The 26,738-nt window shown below is 70.6% G+C and carries 27 protein-coding genes; 17 read left to right on the top strand and 10 right to left on the bottom strand.

What is annotated here, in order from left to right; translation table 11 throughout:
• Positions 1-84: 84 nt before the first annotated feature.
• Positions 85-363, top strand: coding sequence for a GlsB/YeaQ/YmgE family stress response membrane protein (locus tag ACIRRU_RS27835; RefSeq protein ID WP_363203309.1), 279 nt, complete (start codon positions 85-87; stop codon positions 361-363).
• Between the two features lie 114 nt (positions 364-477).
• Here the strand turns inward: ACIRRU_RS27835 and tyrS are convergent, their stop codons facing one another.
• The 3 genes from tyrS to ACIRRU_RS27820 all read right to left on the bottom strand — a co-directional run bounded on the left by tyrS (position 478) and on the right by ACIRRU_RS27820 (position 4,970).
• Entirely contained in the window at positions 478-1,749 is a 1,272-nt protein-coding gene (tyrS, locus tag ACIRRU_RS27830; protein WP_403685041.1) for a tyrosine--tRNA ligase, read from the bottom strand.
• A 220-nt stretch (positions 1,750-1,969) separates the two neighbouring features.
• A complete protein-coding gene (locus ACIRRU_RS27825; protein ID WP_403685039.1) occupies positions 1,970-3,364 on the bottom strand; it encodes a metallopeptidase TldD-related protein in 1,395 nt (464 codons plus the stop codon).
• An 82-nt stretch (positions 3,365-3,446) separates the two neighbouring features.
• Positions 3,447-4,970, bottom strand: coding sequence for a TldD/PmbA family protein (locus tag ACIRRU_RS27820; RefSeq protein WP_363203312.1), 1,524 nt, complete (start codon positions 4,968-4,970; stop codon positions 3,447-3,449).
• 238 nt (positions 4,971-5,208) lie between these two features.
• Between ACIRRU_RS27820 and fabG the strand changes: the two genes are divergently transcribed.
• From fabG to ACIRRU_RS27805, 3 genes are all read left to right on the top strand, one after another.
• On the top strand, positions 5,209-5,928 hold the full coding sequence (fabG, locus tag ACIRRU_RS27815; protein ID WP_403685037.1) for a 3-oxoacyl-[acyl-carrier-protein] reductase: 720 nt from the start codon (positions 5,209-5,211) through the stop codon (positions 5,926-5,928).
• Positions 5,929-5,933: 5 nt separating this feature from the next.
• The gene (fabI, locus tag ACIRRU_RS27810; RefSeq protein WP_403685035.1) at positions 5,934-6,701 is read left to right on the top strand and encodes an enoyl-ACP reductase FabI; all 768 of its coding nucleotides are present in this window, start codon (positions 5,934-5,936) and stop codon (positions 6,699-6,701) included.
• A gap of 174 nt (positions 6,702-6,875) precedes the next feature.
• Positions 6,876-7,253, top strand: a complete 378-nt coding sequence (locus tag ACIRRU_RS27805) for a hypothetical protein (RefSeq protein ID WP_403685034.1) — start codon at positions 6,876-6,878, stop codon at positions 7,251-7,253.
• A gap of 22 nt (positions 7,254-7,275) precedes the next feature.
• On the opposite strand, the gene ACIRRU_RS27800 is transcribed toward ACIRRU_RS27805, so the two are convergent.
• Positions 7,276-7,950: an FCD domain-containing protein gene (locus tag ACIRRU_RS27800; RefSeq protein WP_363203316.1), complete on the bottom strand. Its 675-nt coding sequence runs from the start codon at positions 7,948-7,950 to the stop codon at positions 7,276-7,278.
• Positions 7,951-8,121: 171 nt separating this feature from the next.
• Here ACIRRU_RS27800 and ACIRRU_RS27795 point away from each other — a divergent pair, with 171 nt between their 5' ends.
• The 4 genes from ACIRRU_RS27795 (at position 8,122) to ACIRRU_RS27780 (ending at position 10,622) form a co-directional block, all read left to right on the top strand.
• Positions 8,122-9,486 carry a CynX/NimT family MFS transporter gene (locus ACIRRU_RS27795; RefSeq protein ID WP_403685033.1) on the top strand — a complete coding sequence of 455 codons (1,365 nt, stop codon included), beginning with the start codon at positions 8,122-8,124 and terminating at the stop codon, positions 9,484-9,486.
• Positions 9,487-9,503: 17 nt separating this feature from the next.
• Positions 9,504-9,620: an SGM_5486 family transporter-associated protein gene (locus ACIRRU_RS27790; RefSeq protein WP_363203318.1), complete on the top strand. Its 117-nt coding sequence runs from the start codon at positions 9,504-9,506 to the stop codon at positions 9,618-9,620.
• Positions 9,621-9,793: 173 nt separating this feature from the next.
• The gene (locus ACIRRU_RS27785) at positions 9,794-10,000 is read left to right on the top strand and encodes a hypothetical protein (RefSeq protein ID WP_403685031.1); all 207 of its coding nucleotides are present in this window, start codon (positions 9,794-9,796) and stop codon (positions 9,998-10,000) included.
• Between the two features lie 103 nt (positions 10,001-10,103).
• Positions 10,104-10,622, top strand: a complete 519-nt coding sequence (locus ACIRRU_RS27780) for a histidine phosphatase family protein (protein ID WP_363203320.1) — start codon at positions 10,104-10,106, stop codon at positions 10,620-10,622.
• Positions 10,623-10,789: 167 nt separating this feature from the next.
• On the opposite strand, the gene serB is transcribed toward ACIRRU_RS27780, so the two are convergent.
• A complete protein-coding gene (serB, locus tag ACIRRU_RS27775) occupies positions 10,790-12,046 on the bottom strand; it encodes a phosphoserine phosphatase SerB (RefSeq protein WP_403685028.1) in 1,257 nt (418 codons plus the stop codon).
• Positions 12,047-12,538: 492 nt separating this feature from the next.
• On the opposite strand from serB, the gene ACIRRU_RS27770 reads away from it, so the two are divergent.
• Entirely contained in the window at positions 12,539-15,148 is a 2,610-nt protein-coding gene (locus ACIRRU_RS27770) for an FHA domain-containing protein (RefSeq protein ID WP_403685026.1), read from the top strand.
• A gap of 88 nt (positions 15,149-15,236) precedes the next feature.
• On the opposite strand, the gene ACIRRU_RS27765 is transcribed toward ACIRRU_RS27770, so the two are convergent.
• Positions 15,237-16,028 carry a transglycosylase SLT domain-containing protein gene (locus ACIRRU_RS27765; protein ID WP_403685025.1) on the bottom strand — a complete coding sequence of 264 codons (792 nt, stop codon included), beginning with the start codon at positions 16,026-16,028 and terminating at the stop codon, positions 15,237-15,239.
• 587 nt (positions 16,029-16,615) lie between these two features.
• On the opposite strand from ACIRRU_RS27765, the gene ACIRRU_RS27760 reads away from it, so the two are divergent.
• The 3 genes from ACIRRU_RS27760 (at position 16,616) to ACIRRU_RS27750 (ending at position 18,818) form a co-directional block, all read left to right on the top strand.
• A complete protein-coding gene (locus tag ACIRRU_RS27760) occupies positions 16,616-17,761 on the top strand; it encodes a GAF domain-containing sensor histidine kinase (protein ID WP_403685023.1) in 1,146 nt (381 codons plus the stop codon).
• A complete protein-coding gene (locus ACIRRU_RS27755) occupies positions 17,754-18,398 on the top strand; it encodes a response regulator (protein WP_403685022.1) in 645 nt (214 codons plus the stop codon). Before ACIRRU_RS27760 ends, ACIRRU_RS27755 begins: the two co-directional genes overlap by 8 nt.
• Positions 18,399-18,566: 168 nt before the next feature.
• The gene (locus tag ACIRRU_RS27750) at positions 18,567-18,818 is read left to right on the top strand and encodes a chaplin (protein WP_363203326.1); all 252 of its coding nucleotides are present in this window, start codon (positions 18,567-18,569) and stop codon (positions 18,816-18,818) included.
• Positions 18,819-19,012: 194 nt separating this feature from the next.
• Here the strand turns inward: ACIRRU_RS27750 and ACIRRU_RS27745 are convergent, their stop codons facing one another.
• Positions 19,013-19,804, bottom strand: a complete 792-nt coding sequence (locus ACIRRU_RS27745; RefSeq protein WP_403685020.1) for a hypothetical protein — start codon at positions 19,802-19,804, stop codon at positions 19,013-19,015.
• Between the two features lie 144 nt (positions 19,805-19,948).
• Here ACIRRU_RS27745 and ACIRRU_RS27740 point away from each other — a divergent pair, with 144 nt between their 5' ends.
• From ACIRRU_RS27740 to ACIRRU_RS27725, 4 genes are all read left to right on the top strand, one after another.
• The gene (locus ACIRRU_RS27740) at positions 19,949-20,746 is read left to right on the top strand and encodes an ABC transporter ATP-binding protein (RefSeq protein WP_403685018.1); all 798 of its coding nucleotides are present in this window, start codon (positions 19,949-19,951) and stop codon (positions 20,744-20,746) included.
• Positions 20,747-20,874: 128 nt separating this feature from the next.
• Positions 20,875-21,303: an NfeD family protein gene (locus tag ACIRRU_RS27735; RefSeq protein ID WP_363203329.1), complete on the top strand. Its 429-nt coding sequence runs from the start codon at positions 20,875-20,877 to the stop codon at positions 21,301-21,303.
• Between the two features lie 104 nt (positions 21,304-21,407).
• The gene (locus tag ACIRRU_RS27730; protein WP_363203330.1) at positions 21,408-22,385 is read left to right on the top strand and encodes an SPFH domain-containing protein; all 978 of its coding nucleotides are present in this window, start codon (positions 21,408-21,410) and stop codon (positions 22,383-22,385) included.
• 133 nt (positions 22,386-22,518) lie between these two features.
• Entirely contained in the window at positions 22,519-23,286 is a 768-nt protein-coding gene (locus ACIRRU_RS27725) for a sulfite exporter TauE/SafE family protein (protein WP_403685015.1), read from the top strand.
• A gap of 149 nt (positions 23,287-23,435) precedes the next feature.
• Here the strand turns inward: ACIRRU_RS27725 and ACIRRU_RS27720 are convergent, their stop codons facing one another.
• The 3 genes from ACIRRU_RS27720 to ACIRRU_RS27710 all read right to left on the bottom strand — a co-directional run bounded on the left by ACIRRU_RS27720 (position 23,436) and on the right by ACIRRU_RS27710 (position 25,502).
• Entirely contained in the window at positions 23,436-23,942 is a 507-nt protein-coding gene (locus ACIRRU_RS27720; protein WP_363203332.1) for an HNH endonuclease, read from the bottom strand.
• A gap of 138 nt (positions 23,943-24,080) precedes the next feature.
• Complete coding sequence (locus ACIRRU_RS27715; RefSeq protein ID WP_403685013.1) at positions 24,081-24,617, bottom strand: YbhB/YbcL family Raf kinase inhibitor-like protein; 537 nt, start codon at positions 24,615-24,617, stop codon at positions 24,081-24,083.
• A gap of 102 nt (positions 24,618-24,719) precedes the next feature.
• Entirely contained in the window at positions 24,720-25,502 is a 783-nt protein-coding gene (locus ACIRRU_RS27710; RefSeq protein ID WP_363203334.1) for a sporulation protein, read from the bottom strand.
• An 87-nt stretch (positions 25,503-25,589) separates the two neighbouring features.
• Here ACIRRU_RS27710 and ACIRRU_RS27705 point away from each other — a divergent pair, with 87 nt between their 5' ends.
• Positions 25,590-26,243 (top strand): DNA-3-methyladenine glycosylase, encoded by a 654-nt coding sequence (locus ACIRRU_RS27705; protein ID WP_403685011.1) that lies wholly within the window; start codon positions 25,590-25,592, stop codon positions 26,241-26,243.
• Positions 26,244-26,738: the final 495 nt, after the last annotated feature.

Below are 26,738 nucleotides of genomic sequence, written 5' to 3'. Positions count from 1 at the left end.
GGACGGCCCAATCCCGCATGCGCCGCCCCGCGCGGCGGGCCAAGACTGGGCGGACGCGCACACCGCGCCGCACGAGGAGGCGAAATGAGCTGGTTGTGGGCAATCATCGTGGGTTTGGTGCTCGGCGTGATCGCCCGAGCGATCCTGCCGGGCAAACAGGACATCCCCCTCTGGCTGACGGTCGTGTTCGGCATCATCGGCAGCATCATCGGTAACGCCGTGGCCGGCTGGATCGGCGTCGCCGACACCAAGGGCATCGACTGGATCCGCCATCTGTTGCAGCTGGCGGGCGCCGTGGCCGTTGTCGCCGTCGGGGACATGCTCTGGCAGAAGGTCCGGGGCGGCCGCAGTCAGAGAACCTGACCAGCCCCCGTACGACAGCGCCGCGGCCGGACACGCGAGAGAACGCGTGCCCGGCCGCGGCGTCGTACGTGAGGGAGGGCGTACGGTCGCAGGGCCGAGGCAGGGCGGAGGGGGTCAGCCCGCCGGGACCACCTCGACCGCCGCCAGGTTCTTCTTGCCCCGGCGCAGCACCAGCCAGCGCCCGTGCAGCAGCTCCCCGGCCGCCGGAGCCACCTCCCCGTCGACGGCCTTCACGTTGTTCACGTAGGCGCCGCCCTCCTTGACCGTCCGGCGGGCCCCCGACTTGCTCGGCGCGAGACCGACCTCCACCAGGAGGTCCACCAGCGGCCCCAGGTCGGCGACCCGGGCGTGCGGCACCTCCGACAGCGCCGCGCTCAGCGTCGCCTCGTCCAGCTCGGCCAGGTCACCCTGCCCGAACAGCGCCTTCGACGCCGCGATCACGGCCGCGCACTGCTCGCCGCCGTGCACCAGCGTCGTCAGCTCCTCGGCCAGCGCCCGCTGGGCGGAACGCGCCTGCGGCCGCTCCTCGGTCAGCTTCTCCAGCTCCTCCAGCTCCGCACGGCTCTTGAAGCTGAGGATGCGCAGGTAGCGCGAGACGTCCCGGTCGTCCACGTTCAGCCAGAACTGGTAGAACGCGTACGGCGTGGTCATCTCCGGGTCGAGCCAGACCGCGCCGCTCTCCGACTTGCCGAACTTCGTTCCGTCCGCCTTCGTCATCAGCGGCGTCGCCAGCGCGTGCACCGCCGCGCCCGGCTCCAGGCGGTGGATCAGGTCGATGCCCGCGGTGAGGTTGCCCCACTGGTCGCTGCCGCCCTGCTGAAGGGTGCAGCCGTGCCGGCGGTACAGCTCCAGGAAGTCCATGCCCTGGAGCAGCTGGTAGCTGAACTCGGTGTAGCTGATGCCCTCCTGCGACTCCAGCCGACGGGCGACCGAGTCCTTGGTGAGCATCTTGTTGACCCGGAAGTGCTTGCCGATGTCCCGCAGGAACTCGATCGCGGACATCCCCGCGGTCCAGTCCAGGTTGTTGACCATCGTCGCCGCGTTCGGACCCTCGAAGGTCAGGAAGGGCTCGATCTGCCCGCGCAGCCGCCCCACCCAGGCGGCGATGGTCTCCGGGTCGTTCAGGGTGCGCTCGGCGGTGGGCCGCGGGTCACCGATCTGCCCCGTGGCCCCGCCGACCAGCGCGAGCGGCTTCAGCCCGGCCTGCTGGAGCCGCCGCATGGTGAGCACCTGCACGAGGTGCCCCACGTGGAGGCTCGCCGCGGTCGGGTCGAAGCCGCAATAGAAGGTGACGGGACCGTCCGCGAGAGCCTTGCGCAATGCGTCCTCGTCGGTGGACTGGGCGAACAGCCCGCGCCACTTCAGCTCGTCGACGATGTCCGTCACGGTTCCGTGTCTCCTTGGTCTACGTCATCGAATTGCGACACCTCAGTCTAGGGGCTGTTCCGTAATCCCTGGTGGGCGCGCGACGACAGCTACGGCACCTCGCCGCGTTGTCGGAACGTCCGAATACATCTGGTATTCGGACGTCCCTCCGCCTTGCGATGCACCGCATCTGACGCCGCACGCTGATCCACCAGGGATGACGTGACAGCCCTTGGGCGGGTCACACCCCCTGGCTGACCGAGCTCATGTTGAAGTCCGGGACGCGCAGCGCGGGCATCGCCGCCCGGGTGAACCAGTCGCCCCACTCGCGCGGCAGCGTCTTCTCCGTACGCCCCGCCTCCGACGCCCGGGACAGCAGGTCCACCGGCGACTCGTTGAAGCGGAAGTTGTTCACCTCGCCGACCACCTCGCCGTCCTCCACCAGATAGACGCCGTCCCGGGTCAGCCCGGTCAGCAGCAGCGTCGCCGGGTCCACCTCGCGGATGTACCAGAGGCAGGTCAGGAGCAGCGCCCGCCCGGTCGTCGCGGCGACCATCTCCTCCAAGGACCGCTCACCGCCCCCGTCCAGCACCAGGTTGTCGATGGCCGGGGCGACCGGGAGGCCGGTCAGGTCCGCCGAGTGCCGGGTCGTCGTCAGCCGCTCCAGCCTCCCCTCCCGCACCCACTCGGTCGGGGACAGCGGCAGCCCGTTGTCGAAGACGGAGCCGCTGTCGCCGGAGGAGTGGGCGATCACGAACGGCGCCGACTCCAGGCCCGGCGCGTGCGGGTCGCTGCGCAGGGTGAGGGGGAGCGGGGCGAGCCGCTCGCCCAGCCGGGTCCCGCCGCCCGGCGTCGAGAACACCGTCCGGCCCTCCACCGCGTCCCGCGCGGTCGACGACCACAGCTGGTAGATCAGCAGGTCCGCGACGGCCGTCGGCGGCAGCAGCGTCTCGTACCGCCCGGCGGGCAGGTCGATACGCCGCTCCGCCCAGCCCAGCCGCCGCGCCAGCTCCGCGTCCAGCGCCGCGGGGTCGACGTCCTTGAAGTCCCGGGTGGCCCGGCCCGCCCACGCCGAGCGCGTCCGGTCCGGGGACTTCGCGTTCAGCTCCAGCGTCCCGTTCGGCTGGTCGTGGCGCAGTCGCAGCCCCGTCGAGGTGCCGACGTACGTCGAGGTCAGCTCGTGGCTGGCGAACCCGTACAGCTCGCGGCCGCCCGACCGGGCCCGGCCGAAGGCGTCACCGAGGGCCGGGGCGAAGTCCGCGAAGACCTCCGAGCCGGTCTCGGCGGGCGCGTCCGTGAAGTCCGGGGAGGAGGGCACCCCGCCGACCAGCGGCTGCGCGTCCTCCGCCGGACCCGCGCCCCGGGCGGCGGCCTCGGCGGCCCGCACCAGCGGCTCCAGGTCGTCGGCGGTCACGGCGGACCGGGACACGACACCGGACGCGGTTCCCTCGGCCCCGTCCACGGTGGCGATCACGGTCAGGGTGCGCCCCCGGGTCACGCCGTTGGTGGTGAGCGCGTTGCCCGCCCAGCGCAGGTTGGCGGAGGAGTGCTCGTCGGCGATGACCACCAGGCCGTCCGTGGTGGACAGCTCCAGAGCCCGCTCGACGATCTCGTACGGCTTGCTGACCCGGCTCATCGTCCGGCCTCCCGCGTCGTGTTGAGACTGTGCCTGCCCGGGGTGCGAGCCCCGGACCCCCGGCCGGTTCCGTGGTCACCGCTCATCGTCCGGCCTCCTGCGTCGTGTTGAGGATGTTCACGCCTCGGAAGAGGGCGGAGGGACAGCCGTGCGAGACCGCAGCCACCTGCCCCGGCTGGGCCTTGCCGCAGTTGAACGCGCCGCCCAGGACGTACGTCTGGGGGCCGCCGACCTTCTCCATCGAGCCCCAGAAGTCCGTGGTCGTCGCCTGGTACGCCACGTCCCGCAACTGCCCGGCCAGCCTGCCGTTCTCGATGCGGAAGAACCGCTGCCCGGTGAACTGGAAGTTGTAGCGCTGCATGTCGATCGACCAGGACCGGTCACCGACCACGTAGATCCCGCGCTCCACGCCCCCGATCAGGTCCTCCGTGGAGAGCCCGCCCGGATCCGGTCGCAACGACACGTTCGCCATGCGCTGGACGGGGACATGGCCCGGCGAGTCCGCGTACGCGCACCCGTTGGAGCGGCCGAGCCCGGTGAGCTTCGCGATCCGGCGGTCCAGCTGGTAGCCGACGAGCGTGCCGTCCTTCACCAGGTCCCAGGACTGCGCCTCGACGCCCTCGTCGTCGTACCCGATGGTGGCGAGCCCGTGCTCGGCGGTGCGGTCACCGGTCACGTTCATCACGGGGGAGCCGTACGCCAGCTTGCCCAGCTGGTCGAAGGTGGCGAACGAGGTGCCCGCGTACGCCGCCTCGTACCCCAGCGCCCGGTCCAGCTCGGTGGCGTGGCCGATCGACTCGTGGATGGTCAGCCACAGGTTCGACGGGTCGACGACCAAGTCGTACGCCCCCGCCTCGACGCCCGGCGCCCGCATCTTCTCGGCGAGCAGGCCGGGGATCTGCTCCAGCTCCGTGTCCCAGTCCCAGCCGGTCCCGGTCAGATACTCCCAACCCCGGCCCACCGGCGGGGCGATGGTCCGCATCGAGTCGAACTCACCGGTCGCGCCGTCCACCGCGACGGCGGTGAACTGCGGGTGGATCCGCACGCGTTGCTGCGTGGTGACGGTGCCCGACGTGTCCGCGTAGAACTTGTTCTCGTGCACGGTCATCAGGGACGCGTCCACATGTGCCACGCCGTCCGCGCCCAGCAGCCGCCCGCTCCACTCGGCGAGCAGCGCCGCCTTCTCCTCGTCCGGTACGGAGAAGGGGTCGACCTCGTACGCGGACACCCAGGTCCGCTCGCCGTGCGACGGCTCGTCCGCCAGCTCCACCAGCTCGTCGGAACCGGCCGCCGCGATCACCTTCGCGGACAGCTTGGCCATCGCGACCGCCTGCGAGGCGACCTTCGCCGCCGCGTCCATCGTCAGGTCGACGCCCGAGGCGAACCCCCACGCGCCGCCGTGCACCACCCGCACCGCGTACCCGAGGTCGGTGCTGTCCGACGCGCCGGCGGGCCGGGCGTCCCGCAGCCGCCAGGAGGCGCCGCGCACACGCTCCAGCCGGAAGTCGGCGTGGGTGGCGCCGAGTGCTCGCGCCCGTGCGAGCGCCGCGTCGGCGAGAGCACGCGACGGGAGGGCCAGGAATGACTGATCTACCTCGTGGGGCACAGGGAATTCCCTTCTCGATACACGACGGCAGTGAACCATGCCCGAGGAGGACCACACCGGGGGATGCCGCGACTGCGTGAGCACGGCACGCAACTCCCCGGACTGTAGGAATCCCACAGCCCCCCGGACAAGCCACTGTCAGGGCCCGATTCTCCGTTCGGTGCGCGGTACCGATAGGTTTTCGACGTAACCGACCGCCAGGAACCACGCACCAGACCGCCAAGGAAAGGGTGATCCGTTGAGCCGCTCGGTTCTCGTCACCGGAGGAAACCGGGGCATCGGCCTCGCCATCGCCCGCGCCTTCGCCGACAACGGCGACCAGGTCGCGATCACCTACCGCTCCGGAGAGCCGCCCCGGGCGCTCACCGACGCGGGTGTCCTCGCCGTCCGCTGCGACATCACCGACGCCGAACAGGTGGAGCAGGCCTACAAGGAGATCGAGGACAAGCAGGGTCCGGTGGAGGTGCTGGTCGCCAACGCGGGCATCACCAAGGACCAGTTGCTGATGCGGATGTCGGAGGAGGACTTCACCGCCGTCGTCGACACCAACCTCACCGGCACCTTCCGGGTCGTCAAGCGCGCCAACCGCGCCATGCTGCGCGCCAAGAAGGGCCGCGTCGTCCTCATCTCCTCCGTCGTCGGGCTCCTCGGCTCGGCCGGTCAGGCCAACTACGCCGCCTCCAAGGCCGGACTCGTCGGCTTCGCCCGGTCGCTGGCCCGTGAGCTCGGATCGCGGAACATCACCTTCAACGTCGTCGCCCCCGGTTTCGTCGACACCGACATGACCCAGGTGCTCACCGAGGAGCAGCGCAAGGGCATCGTGTCCCAGGTGCCGCTCGGCCGTTACGCGCGGCCCGAGGAGATCGCGGCCGCGGTGCGCTTCCTCGCCTCCGACGACGCGTCGTACATCACTGGAGCCGTCATCCCCGTTGACGGCGGATTGGGCATGGGTCACTGATCACCATGAGCGGAATCCTCGACGGCAAGCGCGTCCTGATCACCGGGGTGCTGATGGAGTCGTCCATCGCGTTCCACACCGCGAAGGTGGCCCAGGAGCAGGGCGCCGAGATCATCCTCACCGCCTTCCCCCGCCCGACCCTGACCGAGCGCATCGCCCGGAAGCTGCCGAAGCCGGCCAAGGTCATCGAGCTGGACGTGACCGACCAGGAGCACCTGGACCGGCTGGAGGGCCTGGTGCGCGAGGAGCTGGGCTCGCTCGACGGCGTCGTCCACTCCATCGGCTTCGCGCCGCAGGACGCGCTCGGCGGCAACTTCCTCAACACGCCCTTCGAGTCCGTCGCCACCGCGATGCACGTCTCGGCGTTCTCCCTGAAGTCGCTGGCCATGGCCTGCAAGCCGCTGATGAGCGAGGGCGGCTCGATCGTCGGCCTCACCTTCGACGCCCAGTACGCCTGGCCGCAGTACGACTGGATGGGCCCGGCCAAGGCCGCCCTGGAGGCCACCTCCCGCTACCTCGCCCGTGACCTGGGCAAGGACGGGCTGCGCTGCAACCTGATCTCCGCCGGACCGATCGGCTCCATGGCCGCCAAGTCCATCCCCGGCTTCTCCGAGCTGGCCGACGTCTGGAACACCCGCGCCCCGCTCGCCTGGGACATGTCCGACCCGGAGCCGGCCGGCCGCGGTGTCGTGGCGCTGCTCTCCGACTTCTTCCCGCGCACCACGGGCGAGATCATCCACGTCGACAGCGGCGTGCACATGATGGGCGCCTGACCCCGCGCGACCTTCGGCGACGGCCCCCGGCCGCGCACCCCTCTCGCCGTACGCGGGGGCGGTACGCGGCCGGGGCCGTCGCCGTGCGTGACCGCTCCGGTCGAAAAGTCCGCCGATCCACCGCAGAATGTGGAGGAACCGGACTTCTGGTCAGGCTGCGGGAGGGAGAACGCCGTGCGCCCCACGCGTCGTCGCACCCGTCTCCTGCTGGCCGCCACGCTCGCCTTCGCCGCCCTCGCGGTCCCCCTGGGGGTGCACGCCGCCCGGGGCGCCGACGCCGCCACGGCCGCGAAACCCTCTGAACCCGAACGGGAGCCCGCGGGCTCCGAGTGCCGTACGTCCGTCGAGGGTTCCCGGGTCGTCGCGTACTGCCACAACCCCTATCCCTCCACCGACCTGGTCCAGCTGCACACCGAGTGCGAGCGCTGGTGGGACGTGGACGCGGACGGCGCGGCGGTCGCGGTGGAGCCCGGCCGGACCGTACGGCTGGAGGACCGCTGCTGGAAGGAGATCGCGACCGCCTGGGTCAGTCACCGCCCCGCCCCGGTGTGAGCGCCTCCCGCCGCCCCGACGGCTACACCCGGTCCGCGAGGCAGTTCAGCGCGTGGCCCGCCGCCTCGGCCGCCGCCGTCTCCGCGTCGCCCGCCCGGATCGCCTCCACCAGCCGGGCGTGGTCCATGTGGTTCTCCGGCCGCAGTTCGGGCCCCACGTCGCCGCGCAGGTAGTCACGCAGAAGATCCCCGAGGTCCGCGTACAGCTCCGTCAGCACGTCGTTGTGCGAGGCGGCGACCACCGCCAGGTGCAGCGTCGCGTCTGCGGCGACGAACGCCTCCGCCTCACCCGACGCCCAGGCCTCCTCCCGGCGCGCCATCAGCGTGTCCAGCTGCCGCAGATCCCGCTCGGTGCGCCGGGCGGCCGCCAGCCGGGCCGCCGAGGACTCCAGCGTGGAGCGCAGCTCCGCGATGTGCCGGGGGTCGGCCGCCGCGAACCTGCGGTGCATCACCCCGGCCAGCTCACTGGTGGCGACCACATAGGTGCCCGAGCCCTGCCGGATGTCGAGCAGCCCGTTGTGCGCGAGCGCCCGCACGGCCTCGCGCACGGTGTTACGGGCCACGCCCAGCTGCTCGACCAGCTCGGGCTCGGTCGGGATCCGTGAGCCGACCGGCCACTCGCCCGAGGTGATCTGGTTCCGCAACTGGGCGATCACCTGGTCGGAGAGTGCCGAACGCCGTGGAGACGTCAGCGCCATGGTGCTCCTTGCTCGTGAGCTGTCAGGTCCGGGCCGGATTCTCTCAGAGAGGCCCGGGGTACCCGAGGGGACCCGGCGGTCCGTGGGGGAGGTTCCGGAGCCCGCCGGGGGGGTCCCGCGAGGGTGTGCGGGATTGGACAACCAATCATCCCATGATTCTATGATGGAGCCATGCCGGACGACGAGACGCAGACCCCGACCCTGAACCGCGGCCCCGCCGCGCGCACCTCCCACGACCCGCGCGAGCCCCGCCTTCCCGTGACGGACGCGGCCCCCGCGCCCTGGCTGCTGCGCCTCATCGCCGTCGGGCTCGTCCTGGCCGCCCTGAACCTCCGCCCCGCCATCACCAGCCTCGGCGCTCTACTCGAAGAGGTGCGCGACGGGCTGCACATGAGCGGCAGCGTGGCCGGCGTCCTCACCTCCGTGCCGCCGCTCTGCTTCGCGGCCTTCGGGGTGATGGCGCCGCGCCTCGCCCGCCGCTTCGGCGCGGGCACCGTCGTCTGCGCGGGCATGGCGGCCATCGCGGCCGGTCTGGTGATCCGCCCGTACATCGGCTCCACCGCCGGATTCCTCGCCGCCAGCGCGCTGGCCCTCATGGGCATCGCCGTCAGCAACATCCTGATGCCGGTGATCGTCAAGCGCTGGTTCCCCGACCGCGTCGGCACCATGACCGGCCTCTACTCGATGGCCCTGGCCCTCGGCACCGCCCTGGCCGCCGCCGTCACCGTCCCGCTCACCGGCGCGCTCGGCGGCTGGCAGTCCGGACTCGCCGTCTGGGCCGTGCTCGCCGCCCTCGCGGTCCTGCCGTGGATCGTCCTCGTACGGGACCGCACCCCCGCCCCGGGGCAGTCCGCCGCTGCGACCGCCACGTCGTCCCGCGCCCCCGCCGCCGACCGGTCCGGCACCGGCACTGACACCGCTCGGGCCGCGGACGCCCGCCCCGCCGAGGGAGCCGCGCTCCGCATCACCCGCAGCCGGACCGCCTGGGGCCTCGCCTGCTTCTTCGGCCTCCAGGCCACCGCCGCCTACATCACCATGGGCTGGATGCCGCAGATCTTCCGCGACGCCGGGGTCTCCGCGGGCACGGCGGGCGTCCTGCTCGCGGTCACCATGGCGATGGGCGTTCCGCTCGCCTTCGTCATCCCCCGCGTCGCCTCCCGCCTCCAGCAGCAGGGCCCCATCGTCGTGGCACTCGGCCTGTGCGGCCTGGTCGGCTACGGAGGCCTCTACCTCGCCCCGGCCGCCGGGGCCTGGGTCTGGGCGGTGCTCCTCGGCGTCGCGAACTGCGCCTTCCCGCTGGCCCTCACGATGATCGGCATGCGGGCCCGCACCGGCGCGGGCGTGGTCAGGCTCTCCGCCTTCGCCCAGTCCACCGGCTATCTGCTCTCCATCCCGGGTCCGCTGCTCGTCGGTGTGCTCTACCAGCACAGCGGCGGCTGGGGCCTGCCGATCGCCCTGATGGCGGGCCTGATGATTCCCCAGATGGCGGCCGGAATCCTGGCCGGACGGGACCGGACGATCGAGGACGAGTGCTGAGATGCGAGACTGAACCCATGCCCGTGCTCGATCCGAATCCCCAGAACGGCCAGAAGAAGCTTCTCCTCGTGTTCGGGGCGATGCTTCTCGTGACCGTGGTCATCGGCGTGATCGCCTCGATCGCCTCCCCCTGAGCCTCCTCGAAGACCCCCTCCACGTCCCCTTCGCCCCCGGTTGGTGGGGCTGCCCCCACCAACCCCTAGGGGGCCGGTGTCAGGGTGAAGTGGGTGGGTAGCCGGGTGGGACCGGTCGCCCGCGAGCCTTAGGTTCACAGGTGACGACGGCCCGAGGCCCCACGGAGGCAGACATGCCGGCACCGACCCATCCCCGGTCCTCCCGGTCCGCCCCGCAGAGGGTGGAGGTCCGGCTGCCCTGGTGGGCCGTCGCCCTGCCCGCCGCGGCCTTCGCGCTCCTGCTCCTGATGATCATCAACCCCGGAGAGGCCACCGCCGCCCCGGGCGCCCCCGTGCTCGGACAGCTGATCGAGCGCGCACTCCACTTCCTCATACGCTGAGACCGGGCTCCGCCCTCCAGGCCCCGGACCAGCGGGGCAACTGGTCGGACGAGCCCGTCAACACCCTGCGCCGCAGGCCGCATTTCATGCGAAGCTGGGCTGTATGAGCGTCGAGACACCTCGCAGGATCGTCCTTCTCCGGCACGCCAAGGCGGAATGGTCACAGGCTTCCGACCACGAGCGCCCGCTGGCCGAGCGCGGCCGCAAGGACGCGCCCGTGGCCGGCCGCAGGCTCGCCGGTTCCGGCATCGACTTCGATCTGGCCCTCTGCTCCAGCGCCGTCAGGACGCGGGAGACCTGGAAGCTGGCGGTCCACGAATTCGCCCAGCGTCCCAGGACCGTCTACGAGGAGAGACTGTACGAGGCCTCCCTCGGCGACCTGATCGCCCTGTTCAACGAGACCCCCGACGACGTCCGCAACCTCCTGGTCATCGGCCACAACCCCGGGATGCACGGGGCCGCCGACGCCCTCTCCGGATCGGCCGAGGGCGACACCCTGGCCAGGATGACCCGCGACGGATTCCCGACGGCGTCCTACGCCGTGGTGGAGTTCCCCGGCTCCTGGAAGAGCGTGGAGCACGGGGCCGGAAAGCTCACCGAGTACTGGACGCCGAACGACTGAGCCCCATGGCTCGCGGGGGCTCGCACACGGGATCACCGGCCCCGCCCCAGCACGACGTACCGCAGACAGGGCGACGGGCCCCGCGCCGTACCACGCCACCCGCACCACGTCACGCGCACGCGGGGCCCCGGCACCACGATGGTGCCGGGGCCCCGCGTGTTCGTTCGTCATCCGGCTCGTTCGACGAGGCCGTCCGCGGCCTCCACCTCTTCGCGGGTGATGCCGAGCAGATAGAGCACGGTGTCCAGGAACGGCACGTTCACCGCGGTGTGCGCGGCCTCGCGGACGACCGGCTTCGCGTTGAACGCGACGCCGAGCCCGGCGGTGTTGAGCATGTCCAGATCGTTCGCCCCGTCCCCGATGGCCACCGTCTGCGCCAGCGGCACCCCCGCCTGTTCGGCGAAGCTGCGCAGCAGCCGGGCCTTGCCCGCCCGGTCCACGATGTCCCCGACGACCCGCCCGGTGAGCTTGCCGTCCACCACCTCCAGGGTGTTGGCGGAGGCGAAGTCGAGGCCGAGGCGCTCCTTGAGGTCGTCGGTGACCTGGGTGAACCCACCGGAGACGACGCCCACTTGGTACCCGAGCCGCTTCAGCGTACGGATCAGGGTGCGGGCGCCGGGGGTGAGCCGCACCTCGGAGCGCACCTTGTCCACCACCGAGGCGTCCAGACCGGCCAGCAGCGCGACCCGGGCGTGCAGCGACTGCTCGAAGTCCAGTTCGCCGCGCATCGCCTGCTCGGTCACCTCGGCGACCTTGTCCCCGCAGCCCGCGTGGGCCGCGAACAGCTCGATCACCTCGTCCTGGATCAACGTGGAGTCGACGTCCATCACGACCAGGCGCTGGGCCCGGCGGCTCAGCCCGGCCGAGACCACCGCGACGTCCACGCCGATCTCCGCGGCTGCGGTCGCCAGCGCGGTCCGCAGCTGCCCGGTCGCCGTCCCGGACACCGCGAACTCGACGGCGGTGACCGGGTACTTCGCCAGCCGGAAGATCCGGTCGATGTTCCCACCGGTCGAGGTGATCGCGGCCGCTATGGCGGCCGTCGACTCCGCGCTGAGCGGATGGCCCAGCACGGTCACATGGGAACGGCCCTCGCCACGCGGGCGGTTGTCGCCGATACCCGAGATGATCTCGGCCTGGAGCTTCAGGGACTCGGCCCAGCTGTGCACGGTCGCCCGCAGGTCGCCCTCGCTCGTCCCGCCCGCTACGGGCGTACTGACCAGGGCGCACAGCACGATGCGGCCCCGGGTGACGACCTGCTCGATGTCGACGACGTCGACCGCGTACGCGGCGAGGGTGTCGAAGAGCCCGGCGGTGATCCCGGGACGGTCCTTGCCGAAGATCTTGACGAGGAGGGTGGGTGCGTCGCTCCCAGGCTGGGACTGAGCTGACAAGGGCGGCTGAGGTAGCTGAGATGCGCTCATGGTGGTTCCACCGTATCGGTCCGGCAGCCGCCCCGGCCGCCCGTCCCGAGGGCCGGACGGAATTCCGCGCGAGGGGGGGATCCGGATTCCGCGCGACGGGGATCCTGAGGCTCCCCGGCTTCTGGTGACACCGTACGGTTCACTGGTTTCGCCCGGATCCGCGGAGGCGCCGAAGATCTGGCCGGTACGCATCTTGCGCACACCTCGCTCCAGCCCCGCGCGCACGCCCTCCAGCCTCTCCGCCGCCCACTCCGGGCGCTCCGCACGGGGTGCTATGAGGATGCTTGGGGGTATCTGGGAATGAGCGACTGATTCCGTCGTTCTTCTTCTGCTAAAACCCTGTTTTCCCCCGCCTTTCGGGGCTTCGGCGCCCGGCCCCCGCGGGGTCTTCGCCCTCCCGGCTTTCGGATCGGGGACGGGTCCTGGAATAGTTCCCCACGATGTTCAGCATCCCTAGACTCCCTGCGACGGGGGTAACACGGGGGACAACTAGTGGGGCGCGGAGTGCCGGAACTCGTACTGGAATTGAATGGCAGCACCTGGACGCTCGACTCGTCCAGGCCGTACACCCTCGGGCGTGATCCGCAGGGCGACGTGACGATCGACGACGCCAGGGTGTCGTGGCGGCACGCCACGATCAGCTGGAACGGCCGCAACTGGTCCATCGAGGACCACGGCAGCACCAATGGCACCTATGCCCAGGGCCGCCGTGTCCAGCAACTGGAGATCGGCCCCGGCACCGTGCTGCACCTGGGCAACGCCACCGACGGCCCCCGGGTGAGCCTCAGTGCCGCCGCGGGCGCGGGCGTCGGCGGTGGCCACGCGGTCGGTGCCCAGCAGGCGCCCGTACACCAGCCGCACCAGCAGCCCCAGGGCGGCGGCGCGGGCTGGTCCGGACAGCAGCAGCCGCCCGCCCACCACGCCCCGGCCCACCACCAGGCCCCCGGTCAGCAGCAGGGCTGGCAGCAGCCGCCGCCCCAGCAGCACGTACCGCACCAGCAGGCCCCGGGCCAGCAGGCCCCGCAGCAGGTGCCGCACCAGCAGTACCCGGGCGGGCCGGGCCAGGGCGCGGGGGCGTCGCCCGTCCACGGGGACCGCAGCCCGACCACGTTCCACCAGCTGGCCCTGGGCCGGGTCATGCGCATCGGCCGTGCGCTGGAGAACGAACTGGTCGTCTCCGACCTCCAGGTCTCCCGCCACCACGCGGAGTTCCACGCGACGCCCGACGGCCGCTTCGAGCTCCGCGACCTCGGCTCGCACAACGGCACGTACGTCAACGGCCAGCCGTTGCAGAAGTCCGGCTCCGCGCTCATCGGCCCGAACGACACCGTCGGCGTCGGTCACTCGACGTTCCGGCTGGTCGGGGACCGGCTGGAAGAGTTCGTCGACACCGGTGAGGTCTCCTTCTCCGCCCGCCACCTCACGGTGACGGTCGACGGCGGCAAGCAGATCCTCAAGGACGTCTCCTTCGGCGTCCCGGAGAAGTCGCTGATCGCGGTCATCGGTCCCTCCGGCTCCGGAAAGTCCACCCTGCTCAAGGCGCTCACCGGCTACCGGCCCGCCAACCAGGGTGACGTCCTCTACGACAACCGGAACCTGTACAAGCAGTTCGCCGAGCTGCGCCAGCGCATCGGTCTGGTCCCGCAGGACGACATTCTGCACAAGGAGCTGACCGTCACCAAGGCCCTCAAGTACGCGGCCAAGCTCCGCTTCCCCGCGGACACCACCGAGGCCGAGCGCCAGGCCCGGATCACCGAGGTCCTCGCCGAGCTGAAGCTCGACATCCATAAGGACAAGAAGATCACCTCGCTCTCCGGCGGCCAGCGCAAGCGCGTCTCGGTCGCCCTGGAGCTGCTGACCAAGCCGTCGCTGATCTTCCTGGACGAGCCGACCTCCGGACTCGACCCGGGCATGGACCGCGACGTCATGCAGCTGCTGCGCGGCCTCGCCGACGACGGCCGCACGGTGCTGGTGGTCACGCACTCGGTGGCCGAGCTGGCGATCTGCGACAAGCTCCTGGTGATGGCGCCGGGCGGGGCCGTGGCCTACTTCGGTCCGCCGGAGGAGGCGCTGAACTTCTTCGGCTACACCAGCTGGGCCGACGTCTTCTCCGCCTTCGAGAACTACCGCGACTACGACTGGGCGGGCCGCTGGCGCGGGTCGCAGCACTACCAGATGTACGCCGCCGACATCGACGCGGTCGCCGCCCAGCCGGTCCACATGCCGCCCCCGCAGCAGATGAGCCCGCCGAAGCCGCAGACCTGGGGCACGCAGCTGTGGACCCTGGTGCGCCGGTACGTCTCCGTCATCGCCTCCGACAAGGCCTTCCTCGGCCTGATGGTGGCGCTGCCCGCGGTGATCGGAGTGCTGAGCGCGGTCATCCCCGCGGACTTCGGACTGGCCGCGCCCACCCCGCCGACCCAGTTCAACGGCAAGGCCGGGATGATCCTGCTGATCCTGGCGGTCGGCATCTGTCTGGCCGGCTCGGCCAGCTCCGTACGAGAACTGATCAAGGAACGCGTCATCTACGAACGGGAACGGGCCACCGGCCTCTCCCGCTCGGCCTATCTGGCGTCCAAGGTCATCGTGCTCGGCGTGATCACGGCCTTCCAGAGCGTCATCCTCTGTGCCATCTGCTTCGCCGTCCGCGACCTGCCGGACGAGGGCCTGTTCATGCCTCCGGCCGTCGAGGTCTGCCTCTCCATCGTGGCCCTCGGGTTCACCTCGATGATGTTCGGCCTGATGATCTCCGCCCTGGTCAAGACCTCCGAGATGACCATGCCGCTGCTGGTCATGTTCGCCATCGTCCAGCTGGTGTTCACCGGTGTCCTCTTCCAGGTCTACGGCACCCCCGGGCTGGAGCAGCTCACCTGGCTGATGCCCTCCCGCTGGGGTGTGGCGGCCGCCGGCAGCACGCTGGACCTGGCCAACCTGATGCCGCCGTGGGACCCGAAGAATCCGACCGACCTCGACCCGCTCTGGGACGCCACGGCGACCCAGTGGGGGATCAACATCTTCGTTCTGCTGGTGCTCGCCCTCATCTGCGCCGTCGCGGTCGCCCGTCTGCTGCGCCGCCACGAGCCCGAGGTCATGCGCAAGTAGTCCATGTCCATGTCCATGGACGACGCCGAGGCCGGCACCCCCACGGGGGTGCCGGCCTCCGGCGTTCGGACGGCTGCGCTCGGCTTGGTCAGTACGCGCTGTTGACGTTGTCCATGGAGCCGTAGCGGTCGGCCGCGTAGTTGCAGGCGGCGACGATGTTGGCGACCGGGTCGTACAGGTCCTTCTTGGTGCCCGACACGTGGTAACGGTCGAAGGTCGGCTGGATCACCTGGAGCAGGCCCTTTGAAGGGATGCCGTTCCGGGCGTTGATGTCCCAGTTGTTGATGGCCCAGCGGTTGCCGCTGGACTCGCGCATGATGTTGCGGTGAATCCCGTTGTAGGAGCCCGGGATGCCTTCCTTCTTCATGATCGACATGGCCTCGCGGATCCAGCCGTCCAGGTTGTTGGCGTAGACGGGCTTGCGCGCGGTGGAACGGTTGGCCTTCTCGGCCCCGCGCTTCTTCGCGTCCGCCTTGGCCTTGGCGGCCTTGTCCTTCGCGTCGGCGGCGGCCTTCGCCTCGGCCTTGGCGGCGGCAGCGGCCTTGGTCTTCGCCTCGGACGCGGCCTTGGCCTTGGCGGCGGCCTTCGTCTCGGCGGCGGCCTTGGCCTTGGCGGCATCAGCGGCCTTCACCAGCTGCTCGGCGGTGGAGTGCTGCTCGATCATGCTGTTCTGCACGGTCTTGGCCTGTGCGGACCCGGCGGCGGTGAGGGCCACGGGCGCGGCGGCGGTCGCTGCCTGCGGGGCAATCTCGGCATCGGCGTTCGACGGGACGAGCGAGAAGGTCAGGGCGGCGACGCCCAGGGCCGACACACCGGCCACGGAGATCTTCTGGACCTTGTTCAGACGACGGAGACGACTGGGAATGCGGTTCGCGGACATGCAGGGATACCTCTTCGAATGCTCAGGTGTCCTCACGGAGGACGAGACCGGAGGTGGTGATGCCTACCTCCGTCGGGGACGAGAGCAATTCTTAGCGGCCGCAAAATCCTGTGGCAAAGGTGTGACGTACGAAGACGCATAGTGGACCGGGCCGGGGAACAGGGTCCCGTTCGCCCGAAATACTCCCTGATCATGCCGGGTCAAACCGCCCTTATGTGCCCACTAGGTACGCTCGTAAGTGACGTGGGTCCTATGCCCGGGGTCACATCGGCCGCGTAACATTCTCACCATTCGTTGCTATAGCAATCCGGAGGGTTACGTTCCTCATCCTGCGGGACGAGGCGGACGCCCCCGGAGTCATACCGGAGGAGGCGCTCCCCGGCGCCCGGCGACGTACCCGTGGCGCAGCGCCGCGGCTCCCCGCCTCGTACCCGCGGCGCCCTCGCCCCGGCCGTCCCGGGCCGGGCCGCGACGTGGTCCTAGGTCCCGCGCCCGAGGAGGCCGGCGGCCCGGACCTAGGGCCCCGCGCGACAGCCCCCGTCCCCCGGCCGATACGGCGGCGCCGCCCCCGCCGGTACGGTGACCCCATGAGTCACCGCCCGCCGTCGGGCCTCGCCGCGGTGAGTGCCGCGCTCCTCGCCATGAGCCGGCATCTGGAAGTGGGCGACGTCCTCAAGACGATCGTCGCCTCCGCCCGCGAACTGCTCGACGCCCAGTACGCGGCCCTCGGCGTCCCGGACGACCACGGCGGCTTCGCCCAGTTCGTCGTCGACGGCGTCAGCGAGGAACAGTGGAAGGCCATCGGCCCCCTGCCCCGGCAGCACGGCATCCTCGCCGCGATGCTGCACCAGGCCAAGCCGGAACGCCTCGCCGACGTGCGCGAGGATCCGCGCTTCGAGGGCTGGCCCGACGCCCACCCCGACATGTCCGACTTCCTCGGCCTGCCCGTCGTGGACGGCGACGAGATCATCGGCGCGCTGTTCCTCGCCAACAAGCAGTGCCCCAAGCCCGACGGCGGCTGCGGCTTCACCGCCGAGGACGAGGAACTGCTCCAGATCCTCGCCCAGCACGCCGCCATCGCCCTCACCAACGCCCGCCTCTACGAGCGCAGCCGTGAGCTGACCATCGCGGAGGAGCGCTCCCGGCTGGCCCACGAACTGCACGACGCGGTCAGCCAGAAACTGTTCTCGCTCCGCCTCACCGCCCAGGCCGCCGCCGCCCTGGTGGACCGCGACCCGGCCCGCGCCAAGGGCGAGCTGCACCAGGTCGCCGTCCTCGCCGCCGAGGCGGTCGACGAGCTGCGGGCCGCCGTCGTGGAGCTGCGCCCCGCCGCGCTCGACGAGGACGGGCTCATCGCCACCCTGCGCACCCAGATCCAGGTCCTGGACCGGGCCCACGCCGCCGAGGTCGCCTTCGAGACCCGGGGCGTACGGGCTCTGCCCGCGGCCCAGGAGGAGGCGCTGCTCCGAGTCGCCCAGGAGGCCCTGCACAACGCCCTGCGCCACTCGGGCGCGGGACGCGTGAGCGTCACCCTGGTCCGGCGCGGCCCCGCGACCGTCCTGCGCGTCACCGACGACGGCCACGGCTTCGACCCCACCACCGTCCGGCTCGCGGGCCGCCACCTCGGCCTCGTCTCCATGCGCCACCGGGCGAGCAGCGTCGGCGGCCAGCTCACCGTTGAATCGGAGCCCGGCGAGGGCGCCACGATCGAGATGGAGGTCCCCGGTGGCTGACAAGATCATCAGGGTGCTGCTGGTCGACGACCACCAGGTGGTCCGCCGCGGTCTGCGGACGTTCCTGGAGATCCAGGAGGACATAGAGGTCGTCGGAGAGGCCGGTGACGGCGCGGAGGGCGTGGCCCGGACCGAGGAGCTCCGACCCGACATCGTGCTGATGGACATCAAGATGCCCGGCACCGACGGCATCGACGCCCTGCGCCGCCTCCGGGAACTCGACAACCCGGCCAAGGTCCTCATCGTCACCAGCTTCACCGAACAGCGCACGGTGGTCCCCGCCCTGCGCGCCGGAGCCTCCGGATACGTGTACAAGGACGTCGACCCGGACGCCCTGGCGGGGGCGATCCGCTCGGTGCACGCCGGTCACGTGCTGCTCCAGCCGGAGGTCGCGGGCGCGCTCCTCGCCGACGACGACACCGGCACCGGGACCGGCCGGGGGAGCACCCTCACCGAACGGGAGCGGGAAGTCCTCGGCCTCATCGCGGACGGCCGTTCGAACCGTGAGATCGCCCGCGCGCTCGTCCTCTCCGAGAAGACGGTCAAAACGCACGTGTCGAACATCCTGATGAAGCTCGACCTGGCGGACCGCACCCAGGCCGCACTGTGGGCGGTACGCCACGGAGCGGCCGGCTGAGGCGGGCCGGAGATCCGGCGGGCCCGTCCGGAAAATCAGGTTCCCGTTCAAGCGGAGATTCATACTGTCGGGTGTATGTCACCCGTACGGCGCATCCTTCCGGGCCGTACGGCGTTCTCCAAGGCGTGCTGCGGCGGCCTGCCGCAGCCTCTCTAGGAGGAACCTGAAGTGAAGAACCTCAAGAAGGCCGCCGCCGTCACCATGATCGCCGGTGGGCTCGTCGCCGCCGGTGCCGGTGCCGCCTCCGCGACGGGCCACAGCGGCGCCGACGCCCACGGCGTGGCCACCCACTCCCCGGGCGTCGCCAGCGGCAACCTGGTCCAGGTCCCGGTCTCCGTCCCGGTGAACCTGGTGGGCAACACGGTCAACGTGGTGGGCCTGCTCAACCCGGCCTTCGGCAACTTCGGCCTCAACCACTGACACCCCGCGTCCCGAAGCCGGACGGCCCCACCCTCCCCGGGCCGTCCGGCTTCCGCGTATCCAGGGCCGAGCGCGCCGAGCCTCCAGAGGCCTCCAGAGCCGCACCCCCAGAGCCGCGGCCCGCCCGGAGACGCCCCGCGGCCCCGCCCCCTCCGGCCGACAGCACCCCATCCGGCGCGCACCGGGCCGCAGCTCTACCGGCGAAGCTCCCCGCCCTCCACATACGCGTTGTACGCCGCCACCAACGCCCGCCGGGCCACCCGCTCCACCGGCCGCAACGCGGCCCCCCGCGCCGCGATCTCCGAAGCGCTCACCGCACCGCCGTGCCCGTTCTCGTACGCCACCGAGACCAGCAGCCCCACCCGCTGCGCCATCTCCAGCACCCGCACCGCCCGCGGCGGATACCCGGGCGCCAGCACCTCGCGCCCACCACCGCGCTCCACCCGCGCCCGGTACGCGTCCACCGCCGCCTCCGCCACCGGCCCCGACCCGGCCACGTCCAGCCGCGACAGCACCGCCGTCGCATCGCGCAACGCCTCCGCCAGCTCCCGCTCGGCCTCGCCCAGCGACGGGACGTCCGCGGGCGGCGCCTCCCGCACCGGCAGCACCCGCCACACCACCTCGACGTGCACGTCCCCCTCCGGGCCCGCCTCACTCACCTCCGGCACCAGCCCGTATGGCACCCCGTACCCGACCACGGCCTCCTCCGCCTCCATCGCCCGCGCGTTGAAATCGGGCGGACCGCTCAGCCCCAGCGGATGCCCCGGCACCGGCAGCGCGACCCGGAACCCGGTGGCCCCCAGCGCCCGCAACCGGCCCAGCGCCAGCGTGAGCCCCACCGGCCCCGTCTCGCCCGGCACCCCCTCGACGCGGTGCACCGCGTCCTGTCCGACGATCGCGAGGACCGCCTCGTCCGGCGAGACGAGTCCCGCCAGAAGCGCGTTCCCCCAGGCGGCCAACAACCCTGAACGTGGTTCGACAAGCATGCCGACAGCCTAGGCAACGGCCGGGCGGCGGCCGGGTGCGGACCTCGCGCCCGGAGCACGTGCACGGTGGCGTAGGTTTTCCCTGGGAGCCGTGCCCACCGGCACGCGACGATCGACGAGACTGCATGGGGAGACGACACGCTCATGAGCGATGTACTGGAGCTGGTGGACGTATCCGTGGTCCGCGACGGACGTGCTCTGGTGGAAGACGTCTCCTGGTCGGTCAAGGAGGGGGAGCGCTGGGTCATCCTGGGCCCCAACGGCGCCGGCAAGACGACTCTCCTCAACCTCGCGTCCAGCTACCTCTTCCCGAGCAGGGGGACGGCCACCGTCCTCGGCGAGCAGCTGGGCGGCGTCGGCACCGACGTCTTCGAGCTGCGTCCCCGGATCGGCATGGCGGGCGTCGCGATGGCCGACAAGCTGCCCAAGCGCCAGACCGTGCTGCAAACCGTCCTCACCGCCGCGTACGGCATGACCGCCACCTGGCACGAGAGCTACGAAGCCGTCGACGAGGAGCGCGCCCGCGCCTTCCTGGACCGCCTCGGCATGACCGAGTACCTGGACCGCAAGTTCGGCACGCTCTCCGAAGGAGAGCGCAAGCGCACGCTGATCGCCCGCGCCATGATGACCGACCCCGAGCTGCTGCTCCTCGACGAGCCCGCCGCCGGACTCGACCTCGGCGGCCGCGAGGACCTCGTACGCCGCCTCGGACGCCTCGCCCGTGACCCGTACGCCCCCTCCATGATCATGGTGACCCACCATGTCGAGGAGATCGCACCGGGATTCACCCACGTCCTGATGATCCGCCAGGGCAGGATCCTCGCCGCGGGCCCGATGGAGACCGAGCTCAGCTCCCGCAACCTCTCGCTCTGCTTCGGCCTGCCGCTGGTCGTCGAGCACACCGGCGACCGCTACACCGCCCACGGCCTGCCGCTCGGCTGATCACCGGCCCCCACGCACCTCCTCCGACCGCCCTCCCACCCCGGTTCCACCCCACCCGGCCGTCCCGTCACCGTAGTTGGCGGCTGTGCGCCCTGTCGGTGACGGAGCGACAGTCCTACGATGACCATGTGGACATCGACGCATGGGTGTGGTGGCTGATCGGCGCGGTGGGGTTGGGCATCCCCCTCGTCATGACCGCGATGCCCGAATTCGGGATGTTCGCCGTCGGGGCGGTGGCCGCATCGGCCGTCGCCGCCCTCGGTGGCGGCATCGTCGCCCAGGTACTGGTCTTCGTGGTGGTGTCGGTGGCGCTGATCGCCGTCGTGCGCCCGATCGCCGCGAGACACCGGGCCGGACAGACCGGACATGCCAGCGGTATCGACGCGCTGAAGGGGCGTCAGGCGGTCGTCCTGGAACAGGTGTCCGCCGCGGGCGGCCGTATCAAGCTGGCCGGAGAGGTCTGGTCGGCCCGCTCGCTCGACGAGGACCAGGTCTTCGAACCGGGCCACCAGGTCGACGTCATCGACATCGACGGAGCGACGGCCGTCGTCATGTGACCGAGGACCGAACGACCATGTGAACGAACGACCCGCGAGGCGGCCCGAGTTCTGCCAGACTCGAAGTCGATCATGTTGATCAACCGAAGGGCACGAGACACACGATGCAACCGATCATCATCGTCCTGATCATTCTGGTGGTGCTCGTCTTCATCGCCCTGATCAAGACGATCCAGGTCATCCCCCAGGCCAGCGCGGCCATCGTGGAGCGGTTCGGACGCTACACCCGCACGCTCAACGCGGGCCTCAACATCGTCGTCCCGTTCATCGACTCGATCCGCAACCGGATCGACCTCCGCGAACAGGTCGTGCCCTTCCCGCCGCAGCCGGTGATCACCCAGGACAACCTGGTCGTCAACATCGACACCGTCATCTACTACCAGGTGACCGACGCCCGCGCCGCCACCTACGAGGTCGCCAGCTACATCCAGGCGATCGAACAGCTCACCGTCACCACCCTCCGCAACATCATCGGTGGCATGGACCTGGAACGTACCCTCACCTCCCGCGAGGAGATCAACGCCGCCCTGCGCGGAGTCCTCGACGAGGCGACCGGCAAGTGGGGCATCCGCGTCAACCGCGTCGAGCTCAAGGCGATCGAGCCGCCCACCTCCATCCAGGACTCGATGGAGAAGCAGATGCGCGCCGACCGCGACAAGCGCGCCGCGATCCTCACCGCCGAAGGCATCCGGCAGTCCCAGATCCTCACCGCCGAAGGTGAGAAGCAGTCCGCGATCCTGCGCGCCGAAGGTGAGGCCAAGGCCGCCGCCCTCAAGGCCGAGGGTGAGGCCCAGGCGGTGCGTACGGTCTTCGAGGCCATCCACGCCGGAGACCCCGACCAGAAGCTCCTCTCGTACCAGTACCTCCAGATGCTCCCGAAGATCGCCGAGGGCGACGCCAACAAGCTCTGGATCGTGCCCAGCGAGATCGGCGACGCCCTCAAGGGCCTCAGCGGAGCCTTCGGCAACCTCGGCGGCGGAGCCCCCGGCTTCAACACCGGAGGCGACGGCGGAGGCGCCAAGGGCGGCATCCCGGCCCCGTCCACCGCGGTGGAGCGACGCGAGGAACCTCCGGTCGTCTGACCCTCCGGCGCTCCGGCCCCCGGGCGCACCCGAACCCCCGGCCGTCGGAGCGGAAACGTCCTTCATGCATGATCGGTGAGGCCCCTCGACCTCCATGGCGGGGAGGCGTCACTGACCAGCGAAGGAGATGGCCTTGTCCATCTGGGAAATGCTCGCCGTCTTCGCCGCCGGAATGGGCGCCGGCACGATCAACACGATCGTCGGCTCGGGCACTCTGATCACCTTTCCCGTCCTGCTCGCCACCGGCCTCCCACCGGTCACCGCCACGGTGTCCAACGCCCTGGGCCTCATCCCCGGCGCCATCAGCGGTGCCATCGGCTACCGCAAGGAGCTGGTCGGGCAACGCCGACGCGTCCTCAAGCTGAGCATCGGCGCGGCCATCGGCGGCCTCACCGGGGCCACCCTGCTGCTGGCCCTGCCCTCCACGGCCTTCGAGACGATCGTCCCGGTCCTGGTCGCCCTCGCCCTGGTCCTGGTGATCCTTCAGCCCCGCATCAGCAAAGCCGTCCAGAACCGCCGCGCGCACACCGGCACCCGGGCCCGCCCCGACGGCGGCCCGCTCCTGTTCACCGGCCTGATGCTCGCCAGCGTCTACGGCGGCTACTTCACCGCCGCCCAGGGGATCATCTACCTCTCCCTGATGGGCATGCTGCTCGACGACACCATGCAGCGCCTCAACGCCGTCAAGAACATCCTGGCGGCCGTCGTCAACAGCATCGCCGCCCTGTTCTTCCTCTTCGTCGCGCACTTCGACTGGACGGCCGTCCTCCTGATCGCCGTCGGTTCGGCCATCGGCGGCCAGATAGGAGCCAAGGTCGGCCGCCGCCTGCGCCCCACCGTCCTGCGCGCCCTCATCGTCGCGGTCGGCACGGTGGCCATCGTCCAGCTCCTGCTCCGCTGACGCACAGAGGCCCGCCCCCAGCACAGGGACGGGCCCACACCGCGGCCGCACCAGCACCCGAAGCCGTACGGAACACCCAGCACCCGAAGCCTTACGGAACACCCAGCCGCACAGCCCTGCCCGGACGCCTCCCGCTACGCCGCCTCCGGCTACGCCGCCACCCGGTCCAGCCAGCCGGGAAGCGCCGCCCGGTCACCGGCCCCCATCGCCAGCAGCATCGCCTCGGCGGGGGAGGGGACGAACGGCTGCTTCAGCAGCGGCATCCCCGCCTGCTCCGGAGTCCGCGCCGCCTTGCGGTGGTTGTCCTCGGCGCACGAGGCCACCGTGTTCAGCCAGGTGTCCCGCCCGCCCTGGGCCCGCGGCACCACATGGTCGACGGTGGACGCCCGCCGACCGCAGTACGCGCACCGGTACTGGTCGCGTACGAGCACACCCCTCCGGGACCACGGGGCCTGTCTTCGGAACGGCACCCGGACATAGCGGCAGAGCCTGATCACCCGGGGCACCGGAATGTCCACGGCGGCACCACGCATACGCAGCTCGGGATGCGACTGCTCGACGACGGCCTTGTCCGTCAGGATCAGGACCACCGCACGGTTGAGCGTCACCGTCGACAACGGCTCGAAGCTCGCGTTGAGAACCAGCGTGTCACGCATCCTGCCCACCTCCCGTGTGCCGCCCGCCCCCTGGCAGGCCCGGATCAACTCTGGCTGGGCAGGCCGCGATGGACAACGCAATAAAAAATGCCCTGCTCTGGTCTCTCCAAGACCAGAGCAGGGCAAACAACAGACGAACTAATCGGACGCGGGAGCCTCGTACTCACCGATCAACCGCGCACGCCCCAGCGTGTGGAACCGGAGATTGAATCCGACCACGGCGGGGGAGGATTCGCTGTCGATCCCGAGCTTCTCGGTGTCCACCGCGTACACCGTGAACACATAGCGGTGGTTCTCCCCGGCCGGCGGCGCGGCACCGCCGAAATCCTTCGACCCGTAGTCGTTACGGGCCTGGACGGCCCCCTGCGGCAGCCCCGTGAACTCCCCGCTGCCCGCACCGGCGGGCAGCTCCGTCACCGACACCGGGATGTCGAAGACCACCCAGTGCCAGAACCCGCTGCCCGTAGGCGCGTCCGGATCGAAGCACGTCACGGCGAAGCTCTTGGTCTCCTCGGGGAACCCCTCCCACCGCAGCTGCGGCGAGGTGTTCCCGGAGGCGTACACCTGGGCGTCGCCCAGCACGGCCCCCGGCGCGAGATCGTCGCTCACCACGGTGAACGCCGGAACCTCCGGATGGAAATCGTGCGGCAGCGGGGCCCTCTTCTGCTCGGTCACGTCGCGTACCCCTCCTGATCGGGCCGGTCTGCCGCGAGCGGACCCACGGCCGCTCGCCCACAGACACCTCGGGCGGCTTTCCCCTCCGACCCTAAGCCGTCGTCAGAACCAGTTGCGCTGACCGCCGACCTGGGCCAGCCACTGGTTGAGGTAAGCGGCCCAGTCCGTCTGCTGGTAGTCGTGCAGCCCCACCTTGAACGCCCGGTAGGAGTCGCTGCCCTGGCTGAACAGCCCCGGCTTCTTGTCCATCTCCAGAATGACGTCCATCTCGCGCTCATCGGCGACGAACGTCAGCTCCACCTGGTTCAGCCCGCGGTACTGCGTGGGCGGAACGAACTCGATCTCCTGGTAGAACGGCAGCCGCTGGCGCGTACCGCGGATGTGACCGCGCTCCATGTCCGCGCTGCGGAAACGGAAACCCAGCTGCCCGAAGGCGTTGAGGATGGCCTCCTGCGCCGGCAGCGGGTGCACGTTGATCGGGTCCAGGTCACCGGAGTCCAGCGCCCGCGCGATCTCCAGTTCGGTGGTCACCCCGATGTTCATGCCGCGCAACTGCTGGCCGCCGAACATCGTGACCGGCGTCTCCCAGGGGATCTCCAGACCGAAGGGCACCACATGCACCGCGCCCTCCTGCACCTCGAACGCCCCGCCGAGCTTCAGCTTGGTGAACTCGATGTCCTGCTTGGTCTCCTGGTCCCCGCTCTCGACCTCGACCCGCGCCTGGAGCCCGACGTTGAGCCCCTCGATCTGCTGCGCCACGGACCCGCCCTGGATCCGCACCTCACCCTGGACGACCCCACCGGGGACGACGTTCACCTCGGTGAGCTCGGTCTCCACCGAGGCGCCACCGGCACCCATACTCGCGAGCAGCCGCTTGAAGCCCATAGTCACTCCTTGTTGGTCCTGACCCCTAAATACGCGCCATGACGGCAGCCGGTTCCCGGCCACGTCATCCCAGTACCCTCGGACGGCATGACCAAGAGCCCGGACCGCACGCCACTGCCGCGAGACTTCTTCGACCGCGACGTCCTGGAGGTCGCCCCGGACCTGCTGGGCCGCACCCTGGTCCGGCGCAGCACTGCGGGCACGATCGAAGTGCGCCTGACCGAGGTCGAGGCGTACGCCGGTGAGATCGACCCGGGCTCGCACGCCTTCCGCGGCCGCACTTCCCGCAACAGCGTGATGTTCGGCCCGCCCGGTCACACGTACGTCTACTTCACCTACGGAATGTGGCACTGCCTCAACCTGGTCTGCGGCCCCGAAGGCAGGGCGAGCGGGGTCCTCCTCCGGGCGGGCGAGATCAACGCGGGTGCCTGCCTAGCCCGTGAACGAAGGATCTCGGCCCGGAGCGACAAGGAACTGGCCAGAGGCCCCGCCCGCTTGGCCACCGCCCTGGACGTCGACCGGGAGTTGAACGGCAGCGACCTCTTCGACGGCCCGGCCCCGGCCCTGTCCGTCCTGCACGGCACGCCACCACCGGCTGACCTGGTACGCAACGGCCCCCGCACCGGAGTGGGCGGCGACGGCGCCCACCAGCCCTGGCGCTTCTGGATCGACGGAGACCCGACGGTGAGCCCGTACCGAGCCCACACCCCGCGGCATCGATCGAGCCGGAAGGCAACTTGACGCACTCTGGATGAACCCCTAACGTAGTCCGAGCGGCTTGACACGGGTACAGCTGTCGGTACGGTCCTTCGGACCGAATCGGGCCACTCGAAGCGGCCACACCACAACCTTCGATTTCACCCTGGCGGGTGCGAATTCGGCATGTCCGTATTTCGCTCGACAAGCTCGATTATGAGCTGCCAAGAGAATCGGCTAACGTGGTGAACACGCCGAAAGGCGCGACCATTCCATGGGTCACCGGAAATCAAATGCGGACCGGAAACGGACCGAATGAAGTCTGGTAACGTTGGAGTCGCTGGAAAGGAAAAGCGCGAAAGCGAAGAACCTGGAAAGCGAAATTGTACGGCCCGCTTCGGCCGGGAATCGGACACTGGAAAGTGTCTGGTAGAGTCGGAAACGCAAGAACGGTAAGACTGAAGGGAAGCGCCCGGAGGGCCCGGTGATACGGGGTCGAAGGAAGCGTCCGTTCCTTGAGAACTCAACAGCGTGCCAAAA

Origin of the sequence: Streptomyces sp. NPDC101181 (assembly GCF_044767975.1) — a bacterium.
Classification (GTDB): domain Bacteria; phylum Actinomycetota; class Actinomycetes; order Streptomycetales; family Streptomycetaceae; genus Streptomyces.
Note: the sequence above shows the minus strand (reverse complement) of the source record. Positions and strands in the feature narration are given on the sequence as shown.